This is a genomic window from Agromyces tardus (genome assembly GCF_003710805.1).
Taxonomy (GTDB): domain Bacteria; phylum Actinomycetota; class Actinomycetes; order Actinomycetales; family Microbacteriaceae; genus Agromyces; species Agromyces tardus.
In genome coordinates this window covers 145,415-162,825 of record NZ_RHHB01000002.1, presented here as the reverse complement: position 1 = coordinate 162,825, position 17,411 = coordinate 145,415, and the positions used below count along the sequence as shown (strand labels likewise).

The 17,411-nt window shown below is 72.8% G+C and carries 16 protein-coding genes; 9 read left to right on the top strand and 7 right to left on the bottom strand.

Annotated features, from left to right (window positions below; genetic code table 11):
- The first annotated feature begins 67 nt into the window (after positions 1–67).
- A complete protein-coding gene (locus EDM22_RS02710) occupies positions 68–505 on the top strand; it encodes an Lrp/AsnC family transcriptional regulator (protein WP_122935508.1) in 438 nt (145 codons plus the stop codon).
- A 3-nt stretch (positions 506–508) separates the two neighbouring features.
- Positions 509–883 carry a GntR family transcriptional regulator gene (locus EDM22_RS02705; protein WP_122935507.1) on the top strand — a complete coding sequence of 125 codons (375 nt, stop codon included), beginning with the start codon at positions 509–511 and terminating at the stop codon, positions 881–883.
- A gap of 309 nt (positions 884–1,192) precedes the next feature.
- Here EDM22_RS02705 and rimK read toward each other — a convergent pair whose 3' ends face one another.
- Entirely contained in the window at positions 1,193–2,395 is a 1,203-nt protein-coding gene (rimK, locus tag EDM22_RS02700) for a 30S ribosomal protein S6--L-glutamate ligase (protein WP_122935506.1), read from the bottom strand.
- Between the two features lie 26 nt (positions 2,396–2,421).
- Between rimK and EDM22_RS02695 the strand changes: the two genes are divergently transcribed.
- Positions 2,422–2,898, top strand: coding sequence for an ATP-dependent zinc protease family protein (locus EDM22_RS02695; RefSeq protein WP_122935505.1), 477 nt, complete (start codon positions 2,422–2,424; stop codon positions 2,896–2,898).
- 192 nt (positions 2,899–3,090) lie between these two features.
- On the opposite strand, the gene EDM22_RS02690 is transcribed toward EDM22_RS02695, so the two are convergent.
- From EDM22_RS02690 to EDM22_RS02680, 3 genes are all read right to left on the bottom strand, one after another.
- On the bottom strand, positions 3,091–4,029 hold the full coding sequence (locus EDM22_RS02690; RefSeq protein WP_245989137.1) for a 1-phosphofructokinase family hexose kinase: 939 nt from the start codon (positions 4,027–4,029) through the stop codon (positions 3,091–3,093).
- Positions 4,030–4,108: 79 nt separating this feature from the next.
- On the bottom strand, positions 4,109–5,275 hold the full coding sequence (locus tag EDM22_RS02685; protein WP_122935504.1) for an SLC13 family permease: 1,167 nt from the start codon (positions 5,273–5,275) through the stop codon (positions 4,109–4,111).
- A 178-nt stretch (positions 5,276–5,453) separates the two neighbouring features.
- Complete coding sequence (locus EDM22_RS02680; RefSeq protein WP_245989136.1) at positions 5,454–9,083, bottom strand: proline dehydrogenase family protein; 3,630 nt, start codon at positions 9,081–9,083, stop codon at positions 5,454–5,456.
- Positions 9,084–9,268: 185 nt separating this feature from the next.
- On the opposite strand from EDM22_RS02680, the gene EDM22_RS02675 reads away from it, so the two are divergent.
- Together EDM22_RS02675 and EDM22_RS02670 are read left to right on the top strand one after the other, a co-directional pair.
- Positions 9,269–10,285, top strand: a complete 1,017-nt coding sequence (locus tag EDM22_RS02675) for a LysR family transcriptional regulator (protein WP_122935503.1) — start codon at positions 9,269–9,271, stop codon at positions 10,283–10,285.
- Positions 10,286–10,350: 65 nt separating this feature from the next.
- Entirely contained in the window at positions 10,351–10,740 is a 390-nt protein-coding gene (locus tag EDM22_RS02670) for an META domain-containing protein (RefSeq protein ID WP_122935502.1), read from the top strand.
- Positions 10,741–10,791: 51 nt separating this feature from the next.
- Here EDM22_RS02670 and EDM22_RS02665 read toward each other — a convergent pair whose 3' ends face one another.
- Positions 10,792–11,211 carry a VOC family protein gene (locus EDM22_RS02665; protein WP_122935594.1) on the bottom strand — a complete coding sequence of 140 codons (420 nt, stop codon included), beginning with the start codon at positions 11,209–11,211 and terminating at the stop codon, positions 10,792–10,794.
- Between the two features lie 82 nt (positions 11,212–11,293).
- On the opposite strand from EDM22_RS02665, the gene EDM22_RS02660 reads away from it, so the two are divergent.
- Positions 11,294–12,052: an SDR family NAD(P)-dependent oxidoreductase gene (locus EDM22_RS02660; protein WP_170963983.1), complete on the top strand. Its 759-nt coding sequence runs from the start codon at positions 11,294–11,296 to the stop codon at positions 12,050–12,052.
- 89 nt (positions 12,053–12,141) lie between these two features.
- Here EDM22_RS02660 and EDM22_RS02655 read toward each other — a convergent pair whose 3' ends face one another.
- Positions 12,142–13,110 carry a helix-turn-helix transcriptional regulator gene (locus EDM22_RS02655; protein ID WP_122935500.1) on the bottom strand — a complete coding sequence of 323 codons (969 nt, stop codon included), beginning with the start codon at positions 13,108–13,110 and terminating at the stop codon, positions 12,142–12,144.
- 230 nt (positions 13,111–13,340) lie between these two features.
- Here EDM22_RS02655 and EDM22_RS02650 point away from each other — a divergent pair, with 230 nt between their 5' ends.
- Complete coding sequence (locus EDM22_RS02650; protein ID WP_122935593.1) at positions 13,341–15,071, top strand: phytoene desaturase family protein; 1,731 nt, start codon at positions 13,341–13,343, stop codon at positions 15,069–15,071.
- A 58-nt stretch (positions 15,072–15,129) separates the two neighbouring features.
- Here the strand turns inward: EDM22_RS02650 and EDM22_RS02645 are convergent, their stop codons facing one another.
- Positions 15,130–15,498: a hypothetical protein gene (locus EDM22_RS02645; RefSeq protein ID WP_122935592.1), complete on the bottom strand. Its 369-nt coding sequence runs from the start codon at positions 15,496–15,498 to the stop codon at positions 15,130–15,132.
- Between the two features lie 71 nt (positions 15,499–15,569).
- Here EDM22_RS02645 and EDM22_RS02640 point away from each other — a divergent pair, with 71 nt between their 5' ends.
- Positions 15,570–16,088, top strand: a complete 519-nt coding sequence (locus EDM22_RS02640) for an SRPBCC domain-containing protein (RefSeq protein WP_122935499.1) — start codon at positions 15,570–15,572, stop codon at positions 16,086–16,088.
- Between the two features lie 117 nt (positions 16,089–16,205).
- Positions 16,206–17,315 carry an AI-2E family transporter gene (locus EDM22_RS02635; protein ID WP_122935498.1) on the top strand — a complete coding sequence of 370 codons (1,110 nt, stop codon included), beginning with the start codon at positions 16,206–16,208 and terminating at the stop codon, positions 17,313–17,315.
- Positions 17,316–17,411: the final 96 nt, after the last annotated feature.

Genomic DNA, 17,411 nt, shown 5'->3' with positions numbered 1-17,411 from the left:
CACGATCCGCGCACGAAACCGGCGTCACGGCCTGTGGAGACGCAACACACCGACGTACACTCGGCGCATGGACAACCTGGACCGAGCGATCCTCGACCTGCTGCGGCAGAACTCCCGGGCCGGCTACGGCGATATCGGTTCGTCGGTCGGGTTGTCGGCGTCGGCCGTGAAGCGGCGTGTCGACCGCCTGGTCGCCGACGGCGTCATCCGCTCGTTCACGATCCAGGTCGACCCCGCGGTCGACGGCATGAGCACCGAGGCCTACGTCGAGCTCTTCTGCCGCGGCACGGTCGCGCCCGACGAGCTGCAGCGCATCCTGCAGGGCGTGCCCGAGGTCGTCTACGCGGGCACCGTCACCGGCAGCGCCGACGCCATCGTGCACATGCGCGCGCGCGACATCGCCTCGCTCGAGGATGCGCTCGAGCGCGTGCGCATCGCCCCCAACGTCGACCACACGCGCAGCGCGATCGTGCTCTCGCGGCTGGTCAACCGCAACCGGGACTAGCGGATGCCGCGACTGCGCCTCGTCGTCGACGCCGCGTCGCGCACCACCCCGCCCTACGAACAGCTGCGCAGCCAGGTCGTCGACGCTGTGCGCTCGGGTGAGCTCCCCGCCGGCGCGAAGCTCCCCACCGTGCGGGCGCTCGCCGACGAGCTCGGCCTCGCGGTGAACACCGTGGCCCGCGCCTACAAGGAGCTCGAGGCCGACGGCATCGTCGAGGGCCGGGGCCGCAATGGCACGTTCGTGCGGGCCACCGGCGACCCCGCCGAGCAGGCGCTGCAGGCCGCGGCATCCGCATTCGCCGAGGTGGCCGGCCGGCTCGGGGTGCCGACGGATGCCGCGCTGACCGCCGCGGAGCGCGCGCTGCGCGCCCGCCCCTGACACACCCGCCGGTCGAGGAGCGCCGAAGGCCGCCGGTCGAGTAGCGCCGCAGGCGGGTATCGAGACCCCTCCGCCGGTCGAGTAGCGCCGCAGGCGCGTATCGAGACCCGGGTCCGCACCCGAGGGTCTCGATAGGCCGCTCCGCGGCTACTCGACCGACGAGCGGTCTCACGCCGCCCCGCGGCATCCGCTCGCCCGATGCTCGCACCAGAGTGCCGTTTCTGCGGCGGAGTGCCCTCGGCAACCGGCCTCGCCCACGGAGACCTCACTCCGGCGCGCCGACCCGGCCGGCGCCGGCATCGCGACCGATCAGGCGGGCTCAGCCGGAACCGGGATGGGCTCCTTCGGGAGCCTGCGCACCTTCGCGCGGCGGCGACGCCGCTCGGGGATCATCGACCGCATCTCCTCGAGCTTGCCGAAGCAGAGCAGTCGGTCCTCGGCCTCGAGCTGCACGCCCTTGCGCGGATTGGGGATCACGGTGGCGCCGCGGTGCAGGGTGAGCACCGTGATGTCGCGCTCCCACAGCCCGGACTCGCCGAGCGTCTTGCCCACGAGGTCGGCGCTGCCGTGCACGAGCAGCTCGGCGACCCCGTACCCGGTCGAGATCGTGAGCCGCTGCCGCACGTCGATCTCGGGGAACGCCACCTGGTTGGCGATGTAGTCGATGATCGCGCCCGCGACGTCGAGGTTCGTCGCCGTCTCGATGCCCTGCAGGCCCGGCGACGAGTTGACCTCCATCACGAGCGGGCCCTCGTTGCCCTCGAGCATGTCGACGCCGGCGACCTTGAGGCCCATGATCTGGGCCGAGCGCACCGCCGCCTCCTCGTATTCGGGCGTGAGCTCGACGGGCTCGACTGTGCCGCCGCGGTGCACGTTCGAGCGGAACTCGTCGCCGCTCGCGACGCGCCGCATGGCCGCGACCACGCGGTCGCCCACGACGAGCGCACGGATGTCGCGACCGCGGCTCTCGGCGATGAACCGCTGGATGAGCACGTTCTGCTTCGTCGAGTGCAGCGTCTCGATGATCGCCTCGGCGACCTTCGCCTGCGGCGCGAGGATCACGCCGATGCCCTGCGTGCCCTCGAGCAGCTTGATCACCACGGGCGCGCCGCCGACGCGCTCGATCGCGGGGCGCACGTCGGCGCGGTTGCGCACGAACGTCGTGGCGGGCATGCCGATGTTGTGCCGCGAGAGGATCTGGTTCGCGCGGAGCTTGTCGCGCGCGTTCGTGATGCCGTTCGCGGTGTTGGGCGTGTACACGTCCATCTGCTCGAACTGGCGCACCACCGCGGTGCCGAAGTAGGTGATCGAGTTGCCGATGCGGGGCAGGATCGCGTCGTAGTCCGAGAGCGGGCGTCCGCGGTACTGCAGGTCGGGCTCGGCGCCCGAGAGGTCGATCGCGAACCGCAGCGTGTTGAGCACCCGCACGGTGTGTCCTCGCTGCTGCGCCGCAGTGCGAAGGCGCTGCGTGGAGTACGCCTGAGGGGCGCGCGAGAGGATCGCAAGTTTCATCGTTGAGCCCCTGAGAAGATAAGCGTGTGACAGAGCCCATCCATTCAAGCACCATCGCGGGGTGGCGCGAGTGGGTGAGCCTGCCCGGCATCGGCGTCCCGTGGATCAAGGCGAAGCTCGACACCGGGGCCCGTACCTCGTCACTGCACGCGTTCGACGTCGAGGAGATCCAGCGCGACGGACTCGACCTCGTGCGCTTCGGCGTGCGCCCCTGGCAGAACTCCAACGACGACGCCGTGGTCGTGGAGTGCCCGGTGCACGATCGGCGCCACGTGCGCAGTTCCTCGGGCCACGTCGACGAGCGCATCGTGGTGCTCATGGACCTCGTGCTGCTCGGGCGCACGGTCACCGCGGAGATGAACCTCAGCAATCGCGACGAGATGGGGTTCCGGATGCTGATCGGCCGCGAGGCCCTGCGGCAGGGCTTCATCGTGGACGCGGGCGAGTCGTTCCTCGGCGGGCGCGCCCCGCGCCGAACGCGGCGGGCGAACCGCGGTCGCTGACCCGATTCCGCCGGTCGAGTAGGCGCGCAGCGCCGTATCGAGACCACTCCCGCCGGGCCTCGATACGCTTCGCCACTCGACCGGCGAGGGCCTCGATACGCTTCGCTACTCGACCGGCGAGGGCCTCGATACGCTTCGCTACTCGACCGGCGAGGGCCTCGATACGCTTCGCTCCTCGACCGACGACCCCGGCTACGCCAGCTCGGCCTCGAGCCGCGCGACGTCGGCCGCGCGGCAGAGCTCCGTCGCCGGCGCCATCGCCGCCGCCGTGCCCGCGGCGACCGCGGAACGGAACGCCTCGGCCAGGGACCTGCCCTGGGCCAGCCGCAGCACCAGTGCGGCGAGGAACGAGTCGCCCGCGCCGACGACGCTCTTCACCTGGGCCCGGGGCGTCGGCAGCCGGAGCACCTCGTCGGCCGTCACGAGCAGCGCGCCCGCGCCGCCGAGGGTGAGCGCCACGATCTCGGCGCGCCCCTCGGCGACGATCTCCTGCGCGGCCTCGACCTGCTCGTCGGCGTCGAGGGTGCCGTCGGCGCCGACGAGCTCGCCCAACTCCCGCAGGCTCGGCTTCACGAGGAACACGCCGGCCTCGAGCGCCGCTGCGAGCGCCGGCCCCGACGTGTCGACGACGAGCCGCACGCCGTTCCTGGCGGAGATGCGCGCGAGCAGCGCGTAGAACCCGTCGGGCACGCCCGGCGGCAGGCTGCCGCTCGCGACGAGGTAGCCGCCGACGGGCAGCATGTCGCCCACCACCGAGAGGCATGCGCGCCACTCGGGCTCCCGCAACGTGGGGCCCTGCAGCACGAACCGGAACTGACGCCCCGTCGAGAGCTCGTCGATCGTGAAGCTCTCACGCGTGTTGCCCGCGATCGTGATGACCCGTCCCACGATCCCCTCCGCCTCGAGGAAGCCGCGGTAGGCCTGTCCGCTCGGTCCGCCCAGCGGGTAGATCGCGATCGAGTTGCCGCCGAGGTTGCGGATCGCCCGCGTGACGTTGACGCCGCCACCGCCCGGGTCGAACCGGCTCGGTCCGCAGCGGAGCTTGTGCTCGGGCTCGACCACGTCCGTCGAGCTGCTCACGTCGACGGCGGGGTTCATCGTGAGCGTGACGATCGGTGCGTGTGCAGCCACACCCCGAGCCTAGGTGCGCTCCGGATGCCGGTGACGTGACGATCGTCCTGCGCGGCACGCCACCCGGGCTGCGCGCAGGTCAGCCCGTCGCCGTGCCCTGGGCGAACGACAGTGCGAGCGTCGCGGCCACGACGGTGAGCGGAGCCGCCAGCAGGCCGAGCAGCATGAAGCGGCGCCAGGAGATCTCGACCTCCATCGACACGAGGCGGGAGTGCCAGAGCAGGGTCGCGAGCGACCCCCACGGGGTGATGATCGCACCTGCGTTCACGCCGATCAGGAGGGCGACGATCCGCACCGGGTCGTCCGCGAACGGCTCGAGCGCCAGGTACGCGGGCAGGTTGTTCACGGCATTGGCGGATGCCGCGCCGAGCCCCGCCAGCCGGAGCAGCTCGAGCGGCCCGTCGCCCGTTCCCGCGAGCGTGCCGAGCACGCCGGTCGTGCCGGCCGCGTGCAGCGCCTCCACCGCGAGGAAGAGCCCCGAGGCGAAGACCACGAGCGGCCACGGCACGAGGGACGGGCGCAGGACCGCCGGGCGACGCACCGCGAACGCTATCGCCAGCACGGCCGCCGCGATGGCCGCGGGGATCCAGACCTCGATCCCGGAGACGAGGGCCGGGACGAGGAGCGCGAGCGTCGTCGCCGCGATCCCGAACAGCACCCGATCCTCGGGGGGCGTGCCGCGCTCCGGCTCGAACCGCACGAGGAGTTGGCGCGGCCTCGTCACGAAGATGATGATCGCGGGCACCACGATCGCCACGACGGCCGGCGCGAACGTGAGCGCCGCGAACTCGAGCGGGTGCAGCCCGAAGTGCTCCGCCGCGAGCAGGTTCGTCAGGTTCGAGACCGGGAGCAGCAGCGACCCGGTGTTCGCGATCCACACGGTCGTGAGCGCGAACGGGATCGGCGAGATGCGCGCGTGCGCGGCGAGCGACACGACGATCGGCGTCAGCAGCACCGCCGTGGTGTCGAGGGAGAGGAAGATCGTGGAGGCCGCCGCGAGCGCGAGCACGAGCAGCCACAGCACGAAGGCCCGGCCGCGCGCGACGCCCGCGAGCCGCTCGGCGATCACCCGGAACACGGCGGCCTCGGCCGCGAGCTCGGCGACGATCGTCACCGCCACGACGAACGCGAGGATCGGGGCGACGCGCCCGACGAGCGCGACGATGTCCTCGGCCGGAAGCACGCCGGCGATCGCCGCCGCGGCGCCCGCGAGCAGCAGCACCGCCCCCACGATCGCGATCCGCACCGGATGACGCTACCTCCTGCGCCAGCCGGGCGCCGACCACCCGGGGGTGCGCCACGCGGGAACCCTGTGGGCGTCGGGGACGCGCCGGCGTCGAGCCGGCCGAAGACGGAGGGGGACGGCGGGTTGCGCCGCCCCCTCCGCTCGTGGGGACTCACAGGCCCCACGCGGCATCCGCTCGCTAGATGACACCCTCGGAGATCGTCGTCGGGTTGCCGAAGCGGTGGTTGGTGATCGAGACGGCCTGCTCGTGCAGGAAGGGGAGCAGCTCGACGCGGCCCGACGGGGTGACGGGGTGCGACCACACCGCGAGGTCGGGCGTGCCGTTGGTCGCCTCGGCGAGCGCCGAGGCCGAGCCGCCGACGAGACGCACGCGCGAGGTCGTGATGCCGCCCGCGGCCGCGCGCTCGAGCCAGCCGCTGTCGCCTTCGCGCACGACCCGGATGTCGCGGGCCGCGAGGATCGAGCGCACGCCCTTGGGCAGCTCGTGCGCGGTCGACACGCTGAAGCGCGACTTCGCGAGGAGGCCGGCCGCGATCACGCGGAGGCCGTCGGCGAGGGTCGCGTCCTCGCTCAGGCGGATCGTGACGGGCAGCGGCAGGTAGCGGAAGAGGTTGCGCTCGACGCCGACGCCCGAGACGTCCTTGACCGTGCCGTACTCCTCGGCCCAGGCGACCTCGTCGCTGAGCGCCGACCGGCGCAGCACCTCGAACGACTCGTAGTCGAGCGACGACTGCGACGCCTCGATGAGCTCGGAGACGCGCTGCTCGAGGCCGCGCAGGTGCAGCGACCGGCTCTGCTCGCCGTGGTCGGGCACCCAGTCGCCGAGGCCGAACAGGTAGTTCGGGCCGCCGGCCTTCGCGCCCGCGCCGACCGAGGAGCGCTTCCAGCCGCCGAAGGGCTGGCGCTGCACGATCGCGCCGGTGATGCCGCGGTTCACGTAGAGGTTGCCCGCCTCGACGCGGTCGAGCCACGTCGCGAGCTCGCCGGCGTCGAGCGAGTGCAGGCCCGCGGTGAGGCCGTAATCGACGGCGTTCTGCATGCGGATCGCCTCGTCGAGGTCCTTCGCGTGCATGATGCCGAGCACGGGGCCGAAGAACTCGGTGAGGTGGAAGTAGGACCCGGCCTTCACGCCCGTGCGGATGCCGGGCGACCAGAGCCGGTTCGTGCCGTCGAGTCGACGCGGCTCGACGAGCCACTCCTCGCCGATGCCGAGGGTCGTGAGGGCGTGCAGGAGCTTGCCGTTCGCGGGCTCGACGATCGGGCCGATCTGGCTCGTCGCGTGCTCGGGCCAGCCGACGCGCATCGAGGTGACGGCGTCGACGAGCTGGCGCTGGAAGCGCTCGGACTTCGCGACCGAGCCCACGAGGATCACGAGCGACGCGGCCGAGCACTTCTGGCCGGCGTGCCCGAAGGCGCTCTTCGCGACGTCGGATGCCGCGAGGTCGAGGTCGGCCGACGGCGTCACGATGATCGCGTTCTTGCCGCTCGTCTCGGCGAGCAGGGGCAGGTCCTTGCGGAACGAGCGGAACAGCTCCGCCGTCTCGTAGGCCCCCGTGAGGATGACGCGGTCGACCCGCTCGTCGGAGACGAGCTGGGTGCCGAGGTCGCGGTTGCCGAGGTCGACGAGCGCCAGGAGGTCCTTGGGGATGCCCGCCTCCCACAGCGCCTCGACCATGACCGCGCCGGATCGTTGGGCGAGCTTCGCGGGCTTGATGATGACGCCCGAGCCCGCGGCGAGCGCCGCGAGCACGCCGCCCGCGGGGATCGCGACGGGGAAGTTCCACGGCGGTGTCACCACGGTGAGCTTCGACGGCACGAACGTGGCGCCCTGCACCCGATCGAGCTCGCGGGCGCGCTCGGCGTAGTAGTGCGCGAAGTCGATCGCCTCGCTGATCTCGGGGTCGGCCTCGGCGATGGTCTTGCCGGTCTCGGCGGCCATGACCTCGATGAGCCGGTCGCGGTTCGCGGCGAGCGCGAGGCCCGCGCGGTGCAGCACGGCGGCGCGCTCGTCGCCCGAGCGACGCCCCCACTCGGCGCCGCGCTCGGTCACCGCGGCCATCAGCTGTGCGAGGGTCGCGGCGTCGTCGATGCGAGCGGCCCGCACGGCGTCGACGCCGGCGGTCGATCCGGGAACGCGGGCGAGGATGCTGCGGCCCCATTCGCGGTTCGCGGCGAGCGCCGGGTCGGTGTCGGGCTCGTTGTGGAATCCGGGGGTGGCGGCGGAGCCGGATGCGGCGGCATCCGCGAGCTCGAGATCGCCGGTCGAGCCGCGGGTGAGGCCGAGCACGACACTCGTGAGCGATCCCTCGTGCTCCTCGCCGGGGGCCGCGGCGGGCGCGAGCGGCTCCGCGGTCGACGCCTCGGCGGCGGCGATGACGGATGCGGCGGCGGCACGCTCGGTGCGGCGGTCCTGGCTGCGGTTCGGCGCGGGCGCGACATCCGCGTCGGCCTCGAGGGCCGCGAGCGAACGCTCGTAGCGCTGCCGCTCGCGATCGAACAGGCCGCGGTCGTCGCCGAGCTCGAACACGGCCGACATGAAGTTGTCCTGGCTCGCGTTCTCCTCGAGGCGGCGGATCAGGTAGGCGATCGCCACGTCGAACTCGGTGGGGTTCACGACGGGCGTGTAGAGCAGCAGGCGGCCGACGTCGCCGCGCACGGCGGCGGCCTGCCCGGTGGCCATGCCGAGCAGCATCTCGAACTCGACGCCCTGCTCGATCCCGCGCTCCTTGGCGGTGAGGAAGGCGTGGGCGACGTCGAAGAGGTTGTGGCCGGCGACGCCGAGCTTCACGGCGTCGATGCGCTCGGGCGCCATCGACCAGTGCAGGACGCGCTTGTAGTTCGTGTCGGAGTCCTGCTTGGTGCCGTACGTCGCGAGCGGCCAGTCGTGGATGGCGGCGTCGACGTGCTCCATGGCGAGGTTGGCGCCCTTGACGATGCGCACCTTGATGGGCGCACCGCCAGCGGCGCGGCGAGCCTGCGCCCACGCGGTGAGGTCCTGCATCGCACCGAGCGCGTCGGGGAGGTAGGTCTGCAGCACGATGCCGGCCTCGAGGCCGTGCAGCTGCGGCTGGTCGAGCACCTTCTTGAAGACCGCGATCGTGAGGTCGAGGTCGCGGTACTCCTCCATGTCGAGGTTGATGAACTTCGCCTTGCCCTGGGCCGACCCCTTCGCCGCGAGCTCGTACAGCGGCGTGAGCTTGGCGACGACCTTCTCGACGGCCTCGTCGAACGACCACATCGAGAGCTGGCTGACCACGCTCGACACCTTGATCGACACGTAGTCGACGTCGTCGCGGGCGAGGAAATCGTAGGTGCCCTGCAGGCGGCGGTCGGCCTCCTGCTCGCCGAGCACGGCCTCGCCGAGCAGGTTGAGGTTCAGGCGGTTGCCCGACTCGCGCAGCTTCGCGATCGCGGGGCCGAGCTTCGCGGGGGTGGCGTCGAGCACGAGGTGGCCGACCATGGCGCGCAGCACACGGCGAGCGATCGGGATCACGAGCCACGGGAAGGCCGGCGCCATCGCGCCGCCCAGTCGGATCGCGCCCTTGAGGTACGCAGGCAGGAACTTCGGCGTGAGCTTCGCGACCTCGGCGAGGTTGCGGCCGGCGACGCCGAGGTCTTCGGGGCGCATGACGCCGTCGACGAAGCCCACCGTGAAGGCGAGGCCGTTCGGGTCCTTGAGCACGCCGGCGAGGCGCTGCGCCGCGGGGTCGACGGGGTGGTGCTTCGCTTCGGCGAGCCAGCGCTCGACGAGTGCGACGACGTTGTCGGTGGTGGGAACGGCGTCCGCGAGCAGCTTCGATGTGGTCACGACTGCGATGTCCTTCGTCTCGAGGGCGCGTGGGGGTGGTGCGCGCCGGCCCTTCCAGTGTGCGCCGTTGCATCCGTTCAGTACAGCGAATGAATCCGATGCATACTGTTCATGATTCCCGAATGATCCCGCGGCGCCCCGACCGGCACGCCGCGACCGAGACCCACGGATGCCGGAGGCCGCCCATGCTCGACGTGCGACGCCTGCGCCTGCTGGTCGAACTCAGCCAGCGCGGCACGCTCTCGGCGGTCGCCGACGCCCTCTCGTACAGCCCCTCGTCGGTGTCCCAGCAGCTCAGCCAGCTCGAGAAGGAGGTCGGCGTTCCCCTGCTCGTGCAGGTCGGCCGGCGCGTGCAGCTCACCCCGCAGGCCGAACTGCTCGTCGGGCATGCGCAGGTCGTGCTCGAACGGCTCGAAGAGGCCGAGGCGGATGTCGCGCGCTCCCTCACGACCGTCGGCGGCACGGTGCGCATCGCCGTGTTCCAGTCGGCCGCCCACGCGGTGGTGCCGCAGGCGCTCACACTGCTCGCCGCGGAGCACCCGGCACTGCGTGTCGAGGTCACCGAGCGCGAGCCCGAGCTCGCACTCTTCGACGTGGCCGCCCGCGACTTCGACCTCGTCGTGGCGGAGCAGTACCCGGGCTACACGCGGCCGCTGCATCCGGAGCTCGACCGGGTCCCCCTCGCCCAGGACGCGATCCGCCTCGCCCTCCCGCCCGCGCACGCCCCTGCGGGTCGAGGCGCCCCCGCCGGTCGAGGAGCGCCGCAGGCGCGTATCGAGACCCCCTCCGCCGGTCGAGTAGCGCCGCAGGCGCGTATCGAGACCCCCGCCGCCGACCTCGCCGGCCTCGCCGCGGCGGCATCCATGCCCTGGGTCATGGAGCCGCGGGGCACCGCCTCGCGCGAGTGGGCGGAGCAGCTGTGCCGGCAGGCGGGCTTCGAGCCCGACGTGCGCTTCGAGACGGCCGACCTCATGGCGCACATCCGCCTCATCCGCTCGGGCAACGCCGCCGGGCTCCTCCCCGACCTCGTCTGGGCGGGCGAGCGCCCGAGCGTCCGTCTCTCACCCCTGCCGGGCGACCCCCAGCGCGCCGTGTTCTCGTCGACCCGTCGTGCCGCCGCCCGGCGTCCCGCCGTCGTCGCCGCGCGCGACGCGCTCGCCCGGGCCGCGGCACTCTCGTCGCCGCCCGCCTCGGAGGGCTGAGACGACACGGCGCTGCCCTCCCACTGGGGCTGACGCCGCGCCCCCCGCCGGGTTACGGTGACCGCATGTCATCGACGCTTCGACGCTGGACCCTCGCGGGATCGATCCTCCTGGCCGCCGGCGCGCTCACCGCCTGCGCCGCCAACCCCGGCGGGGGCGACGCTGCCGACCCGGTCGGCACGTGGGGCGACACCGCGACGCGCACCGAGCCCTCCCTCGTGCTCGCCGACGACGGCGGCCTCACGGGCACCGACGGCTGCAACCGCCTCGTCGGGTCGTGGACCGCCGACGGGGCGAACGTGACGTTCAGCCAGGTGGCGTCGACGCGCATGGCCTGCGAGGGGGTCGACGACTGGCTCTCCGGACTCGCGACGGCCGTGGTCTCGGGCGACACGCTCACGGTCTCCGATGCGTCGGGCGCCGAGATCGGCACGCTCGAGCGCGCCACGGAGTAGCGCCGAGCCGCCCGGCACTGCGGGCTCACGCAGGGGCCCACCCCGCCGGGCTCACTCGGCCGGATGCATCCACGGCGTGTAGCTCACGCCGACGAGCAGGCCCTCGGGGCTCATGAGCCGCGAGGTCGTCTGCCCCCACGGTTCGAGGTGTGCGTCGACGAGGATCTCGTGCCCGGCCGCCCGGAGCTCCTCGACGGCGGGTGCCACGGCCTCGGGCGAGGCGACGTCGAACTCGATCCACGCCTGCGGCACGCGCCGGTCGACGGGCCACTCGGTCGTGCCGAACGTGGCCTCGGCTGCCTGGCTGAGCGGCCAGATCGCGAAGGCCCGCACCCCGGGCAGCTCCTCGGTGTGGAAGTAGCCCGGCGCGTTCTCGTGGAACGGGATGCCGAACGCACCCGCCCAGAAGTCGTGCGAGGCCGAGTCGGCGGTGCCGATCGGGCCGAAGCCCGCGACGAATGCGATGTCCATCGCCCCAGCCAACCGCGGGCCGCCGACATCCGCCAGTGCCCGTGTGGGCGGCGGACGTTACCGTGTGCCGGGAGGTGTCCACATGGAACTGCAGGGCGGCACGGCGATCGTCACGGGAGCCGGCGGCGGGCTCGGCCGGGCGCTCGCCGAGGGGTTCGCGCGGGCCGGTCTTGACATCGTGATCGCCGACGTCGATGCCGAGGGGGCACGCGCGACCGCACGGCTCGTCCGTGCCTCGGGCGTTTCCGCGCGCACGGTCGTGGGCGACGTGCGCCGCCCGTCGGATGCCGCGCGTATCATCACGGCCGCCGAGGCCGGCGACTCCCCCGACGCCGACGGCGGGCCCCTCGTGCTGGTGAACAACGCCGGCGGTTGGAGTCCGGACGCCCAGTACCCCGAGGCGCCGCCCGACGAGTGGGCGGCGACCCTGGACCTCGACCTGCATGCCCCGATGCTCCTGACGCAGCTCGCGCTGCCGTCGATGCGGCGGCGGGGCGCGGGTGCCGTGATCAACATCGCCTCGAGTGCCGCGCTCGGCGATTCGGCCTACGGGTCGCCCGAGTACGCCGCCGCGAAGGCGGGGCTCATCCGCTTCACGACCGCGTCCCGCGGTCTCGGCACGGCCCACGGGGTGCGCGTGATGTGCATCGTGCCCGGCTGGATCGGCCTCGATCGCGCGGTCGCCGAATGGAGCAGCCTCTCGGCCGACGAGCGCGCGGCCGTGCCGCCGCTCATCCCGCCGGCCGACGTGGCCGAACTCGCACTGACGCTCGCCCGCAGCGGCCACGCCGGTGCGGTGGTCGAGCTTCGCGGCGGGCGGCCGCCGATCGAGCGCGCGTGACCCGAACGCGGCTGCTGCATGATCCGGCAGAGCCACGCGCGACTCCCCGGTGATCCCCGTCCCTCCCCGCCTTCCGGTGCCGCCCGCGTTCAGTCATGAGCGGATGCCGCGGCGAACCGCTCGGCCTGCGCCCGCAGGTACTCGGTGAGCTCGGGCGGGCCCGCCACGCGGCATCCGATGCCCGGCGGAACCCACAGCAACGCGGCCGCGACGGCCTGCAGGGACTCGCCCTCGACGGGCCACACCGTGCCCACGCCGTCGGTCGAGGCGTAGGCGTCGCGCCCCCAGGAGCCGAGCGCCGCCTGCACCTCGGCGAGGGGCGCGTCGAGGTGCACCGCCGCGCGGACCGACCGGTCGCGCCAGCGCACCGCCGACCGCACGTGCGCCACGGCGTCCTCCTCGCTCAGCGGCTTGGGCTCGAACCGCACGCGCGTCTGGAACACGTCGGCGATGCGGTCGAGGCGGAACGTTCGCCAGTCGTCGCGGTCGCGGTCCCACGCGAGCAGGTACCAGCGACGGCCGAGGGGCACGAGCCGGTGCGGCTCGACCGATCGCGCCGACGGCATGCCCGCGGCATCCGTGTAGCGCATGCGGATGCGCTCGGCGTCGCGGCAGCAGAGCGCGAGCAGGCCGAGCAGTTCGCTGTCGACCGCCGGTCCCTCGCCGGGTGCGGGAGCCGAGTGCGACTGCAGGGCCTCGATGCGCCGGCGCAGCGCGGGCGGCAGCACCTGCTCGATCTTGCCGAGCGCGCTGAGCGTCGTGTGCTCGGCACCGCGCAGGCCGGCCGCCGCCTGCGAGCGCAGGCCCACCGCGATCGCCACGCCCTCGTCGTCGGTGAGCAGCAGGGGCGGCAGCCCGGTGCCCGCCTCGAGCCGGTAGCCGCCCGCGACGCCGCGGATCGACTCGATGCCGTAGCCCAGCTCGCGCAGCCGCTCGACGTCGCGGCGCAGCGTGCGATCGCTCACGCCGAGCCGCTCGACGAGCTCGCGCGCGGTCCAGTGCCGGTGGCTCTGCAGCAGCGAGAGCAGTTCGAGGGTCCTCGTAGTGGTCGCGGCCATGCTCCGATTCTCGTGCCGATGCGGTCGGAATGTGTCCGGAACTCGAGCCGAGTGCCGTTCGACCACCCTCTCTGCCTCCGCCTCGGGTCATGAGAACAGGAGGAAACGCCGCGCCGCTCACCGAAGCAGGCACGACACGCGGTCTCCGCCGCACCGGCTCCTGTTCTCGCGACGAGGCCAGGCAGGGGCTCGGCGAGCGGATGCCGCATCCGCTCGTCTACCCTCGATGGATGCCCACCGACGCGCACGCCGCACCCGACCACGGCCCCGATCAGCACCCCGCCGCCGACCACGACGTCGTCATCGTGGGCGGCGGACACAACGGACTCACCGCCGCCGCGTACCTCGCGCGCGCCGGCAGGCGCGTGCTGCTGCTCGAGCGCGACGACCACCTCGGCGGCGCCGCCGTGTCGGCGCAGGCGTTCGACGGCGTCGACGCGCGTCTCAGCCGCTACTCGTACCTCGTGAGCCTCCTCCCCCAGCGCATCATCGACGACCTCGGCCTCGACATCCGGCTCGTGCGCCGCCGCTTCTCGTCGTACACCCCCGACCCCCGCGACCCGTCGCGCGGGCTCCTCGTCGACGTCGAGGCGGATGCCGCGGCCGCACGCGACGCGTTCGCCCGGGTCGGCGCGGCCGACGACGCCGACGCGTGGCACGCCTTCCACGCCGAGACCGCACGCGTCGCGCAGGCGCTCTTCCCGACCCTCATCGAGCCCCTGCCGACCCGCGACGAGGCGCGCGACCTCGTCGGCGACGACCGCGTGTGGACCCGGCTCGTCGAGCGCCCGCTCGGCGAGACGATCGACGCACGCTTGGGCGACGACCTCGTGCGCGGCGTCGTCGCGACCGACGGACTCATCGGCACGTTCACCGACCTCGACGACCCCGCGCTCGACGCGAACCGCTGCTTCCTCTACCACGTGATCGGCGGCGGCACGGGCGACTGGGACGTGCCCGTCGGCGGCATGGGCGCCGTCACGGGCGAGCTCACGCGCGCCGCGCGCGGGGCCGGCGCCGAGCTCCTCACGGAGGCCGAGGTGCTCGCCGTCGACCCGTCGGGACGCGTGCGCTACCGCCACGACGGCGCGGAGCACGAGGTCACGGCGCAGGCGGTGCTCGCGAACGTCGCGCCGGCGGTGCTCGACCAGCTCGTCACGGCGGCGGAGGCTGCCCGCGCCGCCGGCGCCGAGGGCTCCACGCCCATCGCCCCCCGCGACGAGCGCCCCTCCGTCACCGACGCGCCGGTCGGCATCCCCCCGGTCGTGCGCGAGCGCCTCCGCCGGCTCGCCGCCCCAGAGGGGGCCCAGGTGAAGGTCAACCTCCTGCTCACCCGGCTCCCGCGCCTGCGCGACACCGAGGTCGCGCCCGAGGCCGCCTTCGCGGGCACCTTCCACATCAACGAGCTCCAGTCGCAGCTCGACGCCGCCTACCGGGTCGCCGCCCGCGGCGAGATCCCGTCGCCGCTGCCGTGCGAGATCTACTGCCATACGCTGAGCGATCGCTCGATCCTCGGGCCCGAGCTCGCGGCATCCGGCGCCCAGACGCTCACCGTGTTCGGCCTGCACGTGCCGCACCGGCTGCTCGAGCGCTACCGCAACGACGAGCTGCGCGAGCGCCTGCAGGCGGCGGTGCTCGCGTCGCTGGACTCGGTGCTCGCCGAGCCCATCGAGGGCGTGATCGCCACGGATGCCGCAGGCCGCCCGTGCATCGAGACGAAGACCACCCTCGATCTCGAGGAGGCGCTGCGCATGCCCGGCGGCAACATCTTCCACGGGTCGCTGTCGTGGCCGTGGGCGGAGCCCGGTGCGCCGCTCACGACGCCGGCCGAGCGCTGGGGCGTCGCCACGCGGCATCCGCGCGTGCTCCTGTGCGGCTCGGGCGCGGTGCGCGGCGGCGCGGTGAGCGGCATCGGCGGCCACAACGCCGCGATGGCCCTGCTCGAGGGCGAGACGGCGTAGCGCGACGGATGCCGCGGCGCCGACCCGGCCCGCGGCATCCGCTGGTCGCGGAGGCGACCTAGAAGATGAAGACCTGGCCGAGCACCATGATCGCGATCACGAACAGGGCGACGATCGCGCCCACGATCGCGAGTGCGCGACCCGACATCTTGGCGACGCCGTAGCCCACGAGCACGGGCAGCGCGAGCAGGAGGAGGGTGACGACCCACCAGAAGGCCTGATAGCCGCCCTTGGTGGCATCCTCGAGGCGGCCCGCGAACAACTGCTGCGTGCCGGGGTTCGTGGCGAACGCGAACGACGCCGAGAGCGGCACGGCGATGAGCGCGAAGACGATGATGCCGGAGAACCAGCCCCACAGTCCGGCCTTGTTGTCGCTGACGTTCAGTGCGGTCTCGTCGTGCGCGCCCCCGGCGCTCTTCGAACTCATGGCGCCCACTCTAGCCCTGCGCCCGCACCCGGGATTAGCCTGAAGCAACACGACACGCGTGGGGGGCGAAGATGACCATCACTCGAGCGACGGGCCACTACGTACACAAGGCCGACGGCCTGTACCTGCAGTTCGACCGGCTGTTCCACTCCCCGATCGAGGAGGTGTGGTTCACGCTCACGAACCCCACCGCCATGCAGGCGTGGATCGGCACGTACACGGGCAACCCGTCGACGGGGGGCGTGCGCTTCCGGATGTCGGGCGACGACGCCGAGTGGCAGAACACCACGATCCTCGAGTGCCAGGCGCCGTACCGCTTCCACGCCGACGTGGGCGAGGGGCCCACGGCCGTGCGCGTGCACTGCCACCTGCGCGAGGCCGGCGGCATGACGACCCTCACGCTCTCGCAGCGCCTCGCGAACGCCGACGACGCGTCGAGCGTCGGGCCGGGCTGGGACTACTACCTCGACCGCTTCGCCGCCATCCGCGCGCACCGGCCCATGCCCGAATGGTCGGACTACGACCCGGGTCTCGTCGACACATACCGCGCACTGCATGTGCCGGCGCCCGCGGCCGCACCCAAGATCTGAGGCGGCACGCCTCCGCTCGATGCGGCACCTCCGGGCCGTCGCTGCGACCCGGACTGGGGTCGGCGCGGTGCGTCGTGGACCACGGGTCCGAGGCCTCCCCGCCCCTAGACTGACGCCGTGAAGAGCATCGAGCGACGTGCCCGCGAGGCGGACCTCAACGACGCCCGACGGGCGCACGGCGTGAACCTGATGGCGCAGCGGCCGTTCGTGTGGGCGTTCGTCGCCACCCTCGGCGTCGTCACGGCACTCGGCATCGCCGGCGCGGTGGTCAGCATCTCGGGTGTCGTGTTCTCGGTGTTCGCGGCGGCCTTCGTCACGCTCGGCCTCGACCCCCTCGTGCGCTGGTTCGAGCGACGCGGCATGAAGCGCGGGGTCGCGATCCTCACGGTGATCATCCTGTTCGTCGTCGTCATCGCCGGGATGCTCTGGCTCGTGCTGCCGATCGTCATCGAACAGTCGGTCGCCTTCGTGAAGACGCTCCCGGCGGCGTATGCCAACCTCCAGCAGGAGCAGTGGTTCCAGGATGCGTCGTCCGGCTCGGGCGGCGTGCTCAGCACCGTCTACGCGTGGGTCGTCGGCGTCATCAGCGATCCGGCCACCTGGGCGACGATCGGCGGCGGTGCGCTCAACGTCGGCATCGCCATCTTCGGCGGACTCTCGACGGGGTTCTTCGTCTTCATCCTGACGATCTACTTCATCGCGACACTCGACTCCTCCAAGGCGGCCATCTACACCCTGGTCTCGGCGTCGCACCGCGAGCAGGTGGTCGGCTACGCCGAGCGGATCATGCAGAACGTCGGTCGGTACCTGAGCGGCATGGTCGTGCTCGCGTTCTTCAACGCGGTCTACAGCCTCATCCTGCTGACGCTCGTGGGCGTGCCGTTCGCCCTCGTCATCTCGGTCGCGGCGTTCTTCATCACGCTCATCCCGCTCATCGGCACGGTGCTCACGACGGCGGTCATGACCGTGCTGTCGCTCTTCGTCTCCCCCACGGCGGCGCTCATCGTGCTCCTCGCGATGCTCGTCTACATGCAGGTCGAGGCCTACATCCTCACGCCCAAGGTGATGAGCAAGGCGGTGCAGGTGCCCGGATCGATCGTGCTCATCGCGGCGCTCGCGGGCGGCACGCTCGCCGGCCTGCCGGGTGCCCTCGTGGCGATCCCGGTGGCGGCCGGCATCCTGCTCATCATCAAGGAGGTCGTCGTGCCCTGGAAGGCGCGCTCCTGACTCGCCCGCCGGTCGAGTAGGCGCGCAGCGCCGTATCGAGACCCCGCACTGGTCTCGATACGCTTCGCTACTCGACCGACGGCACTCCCGCAGGTC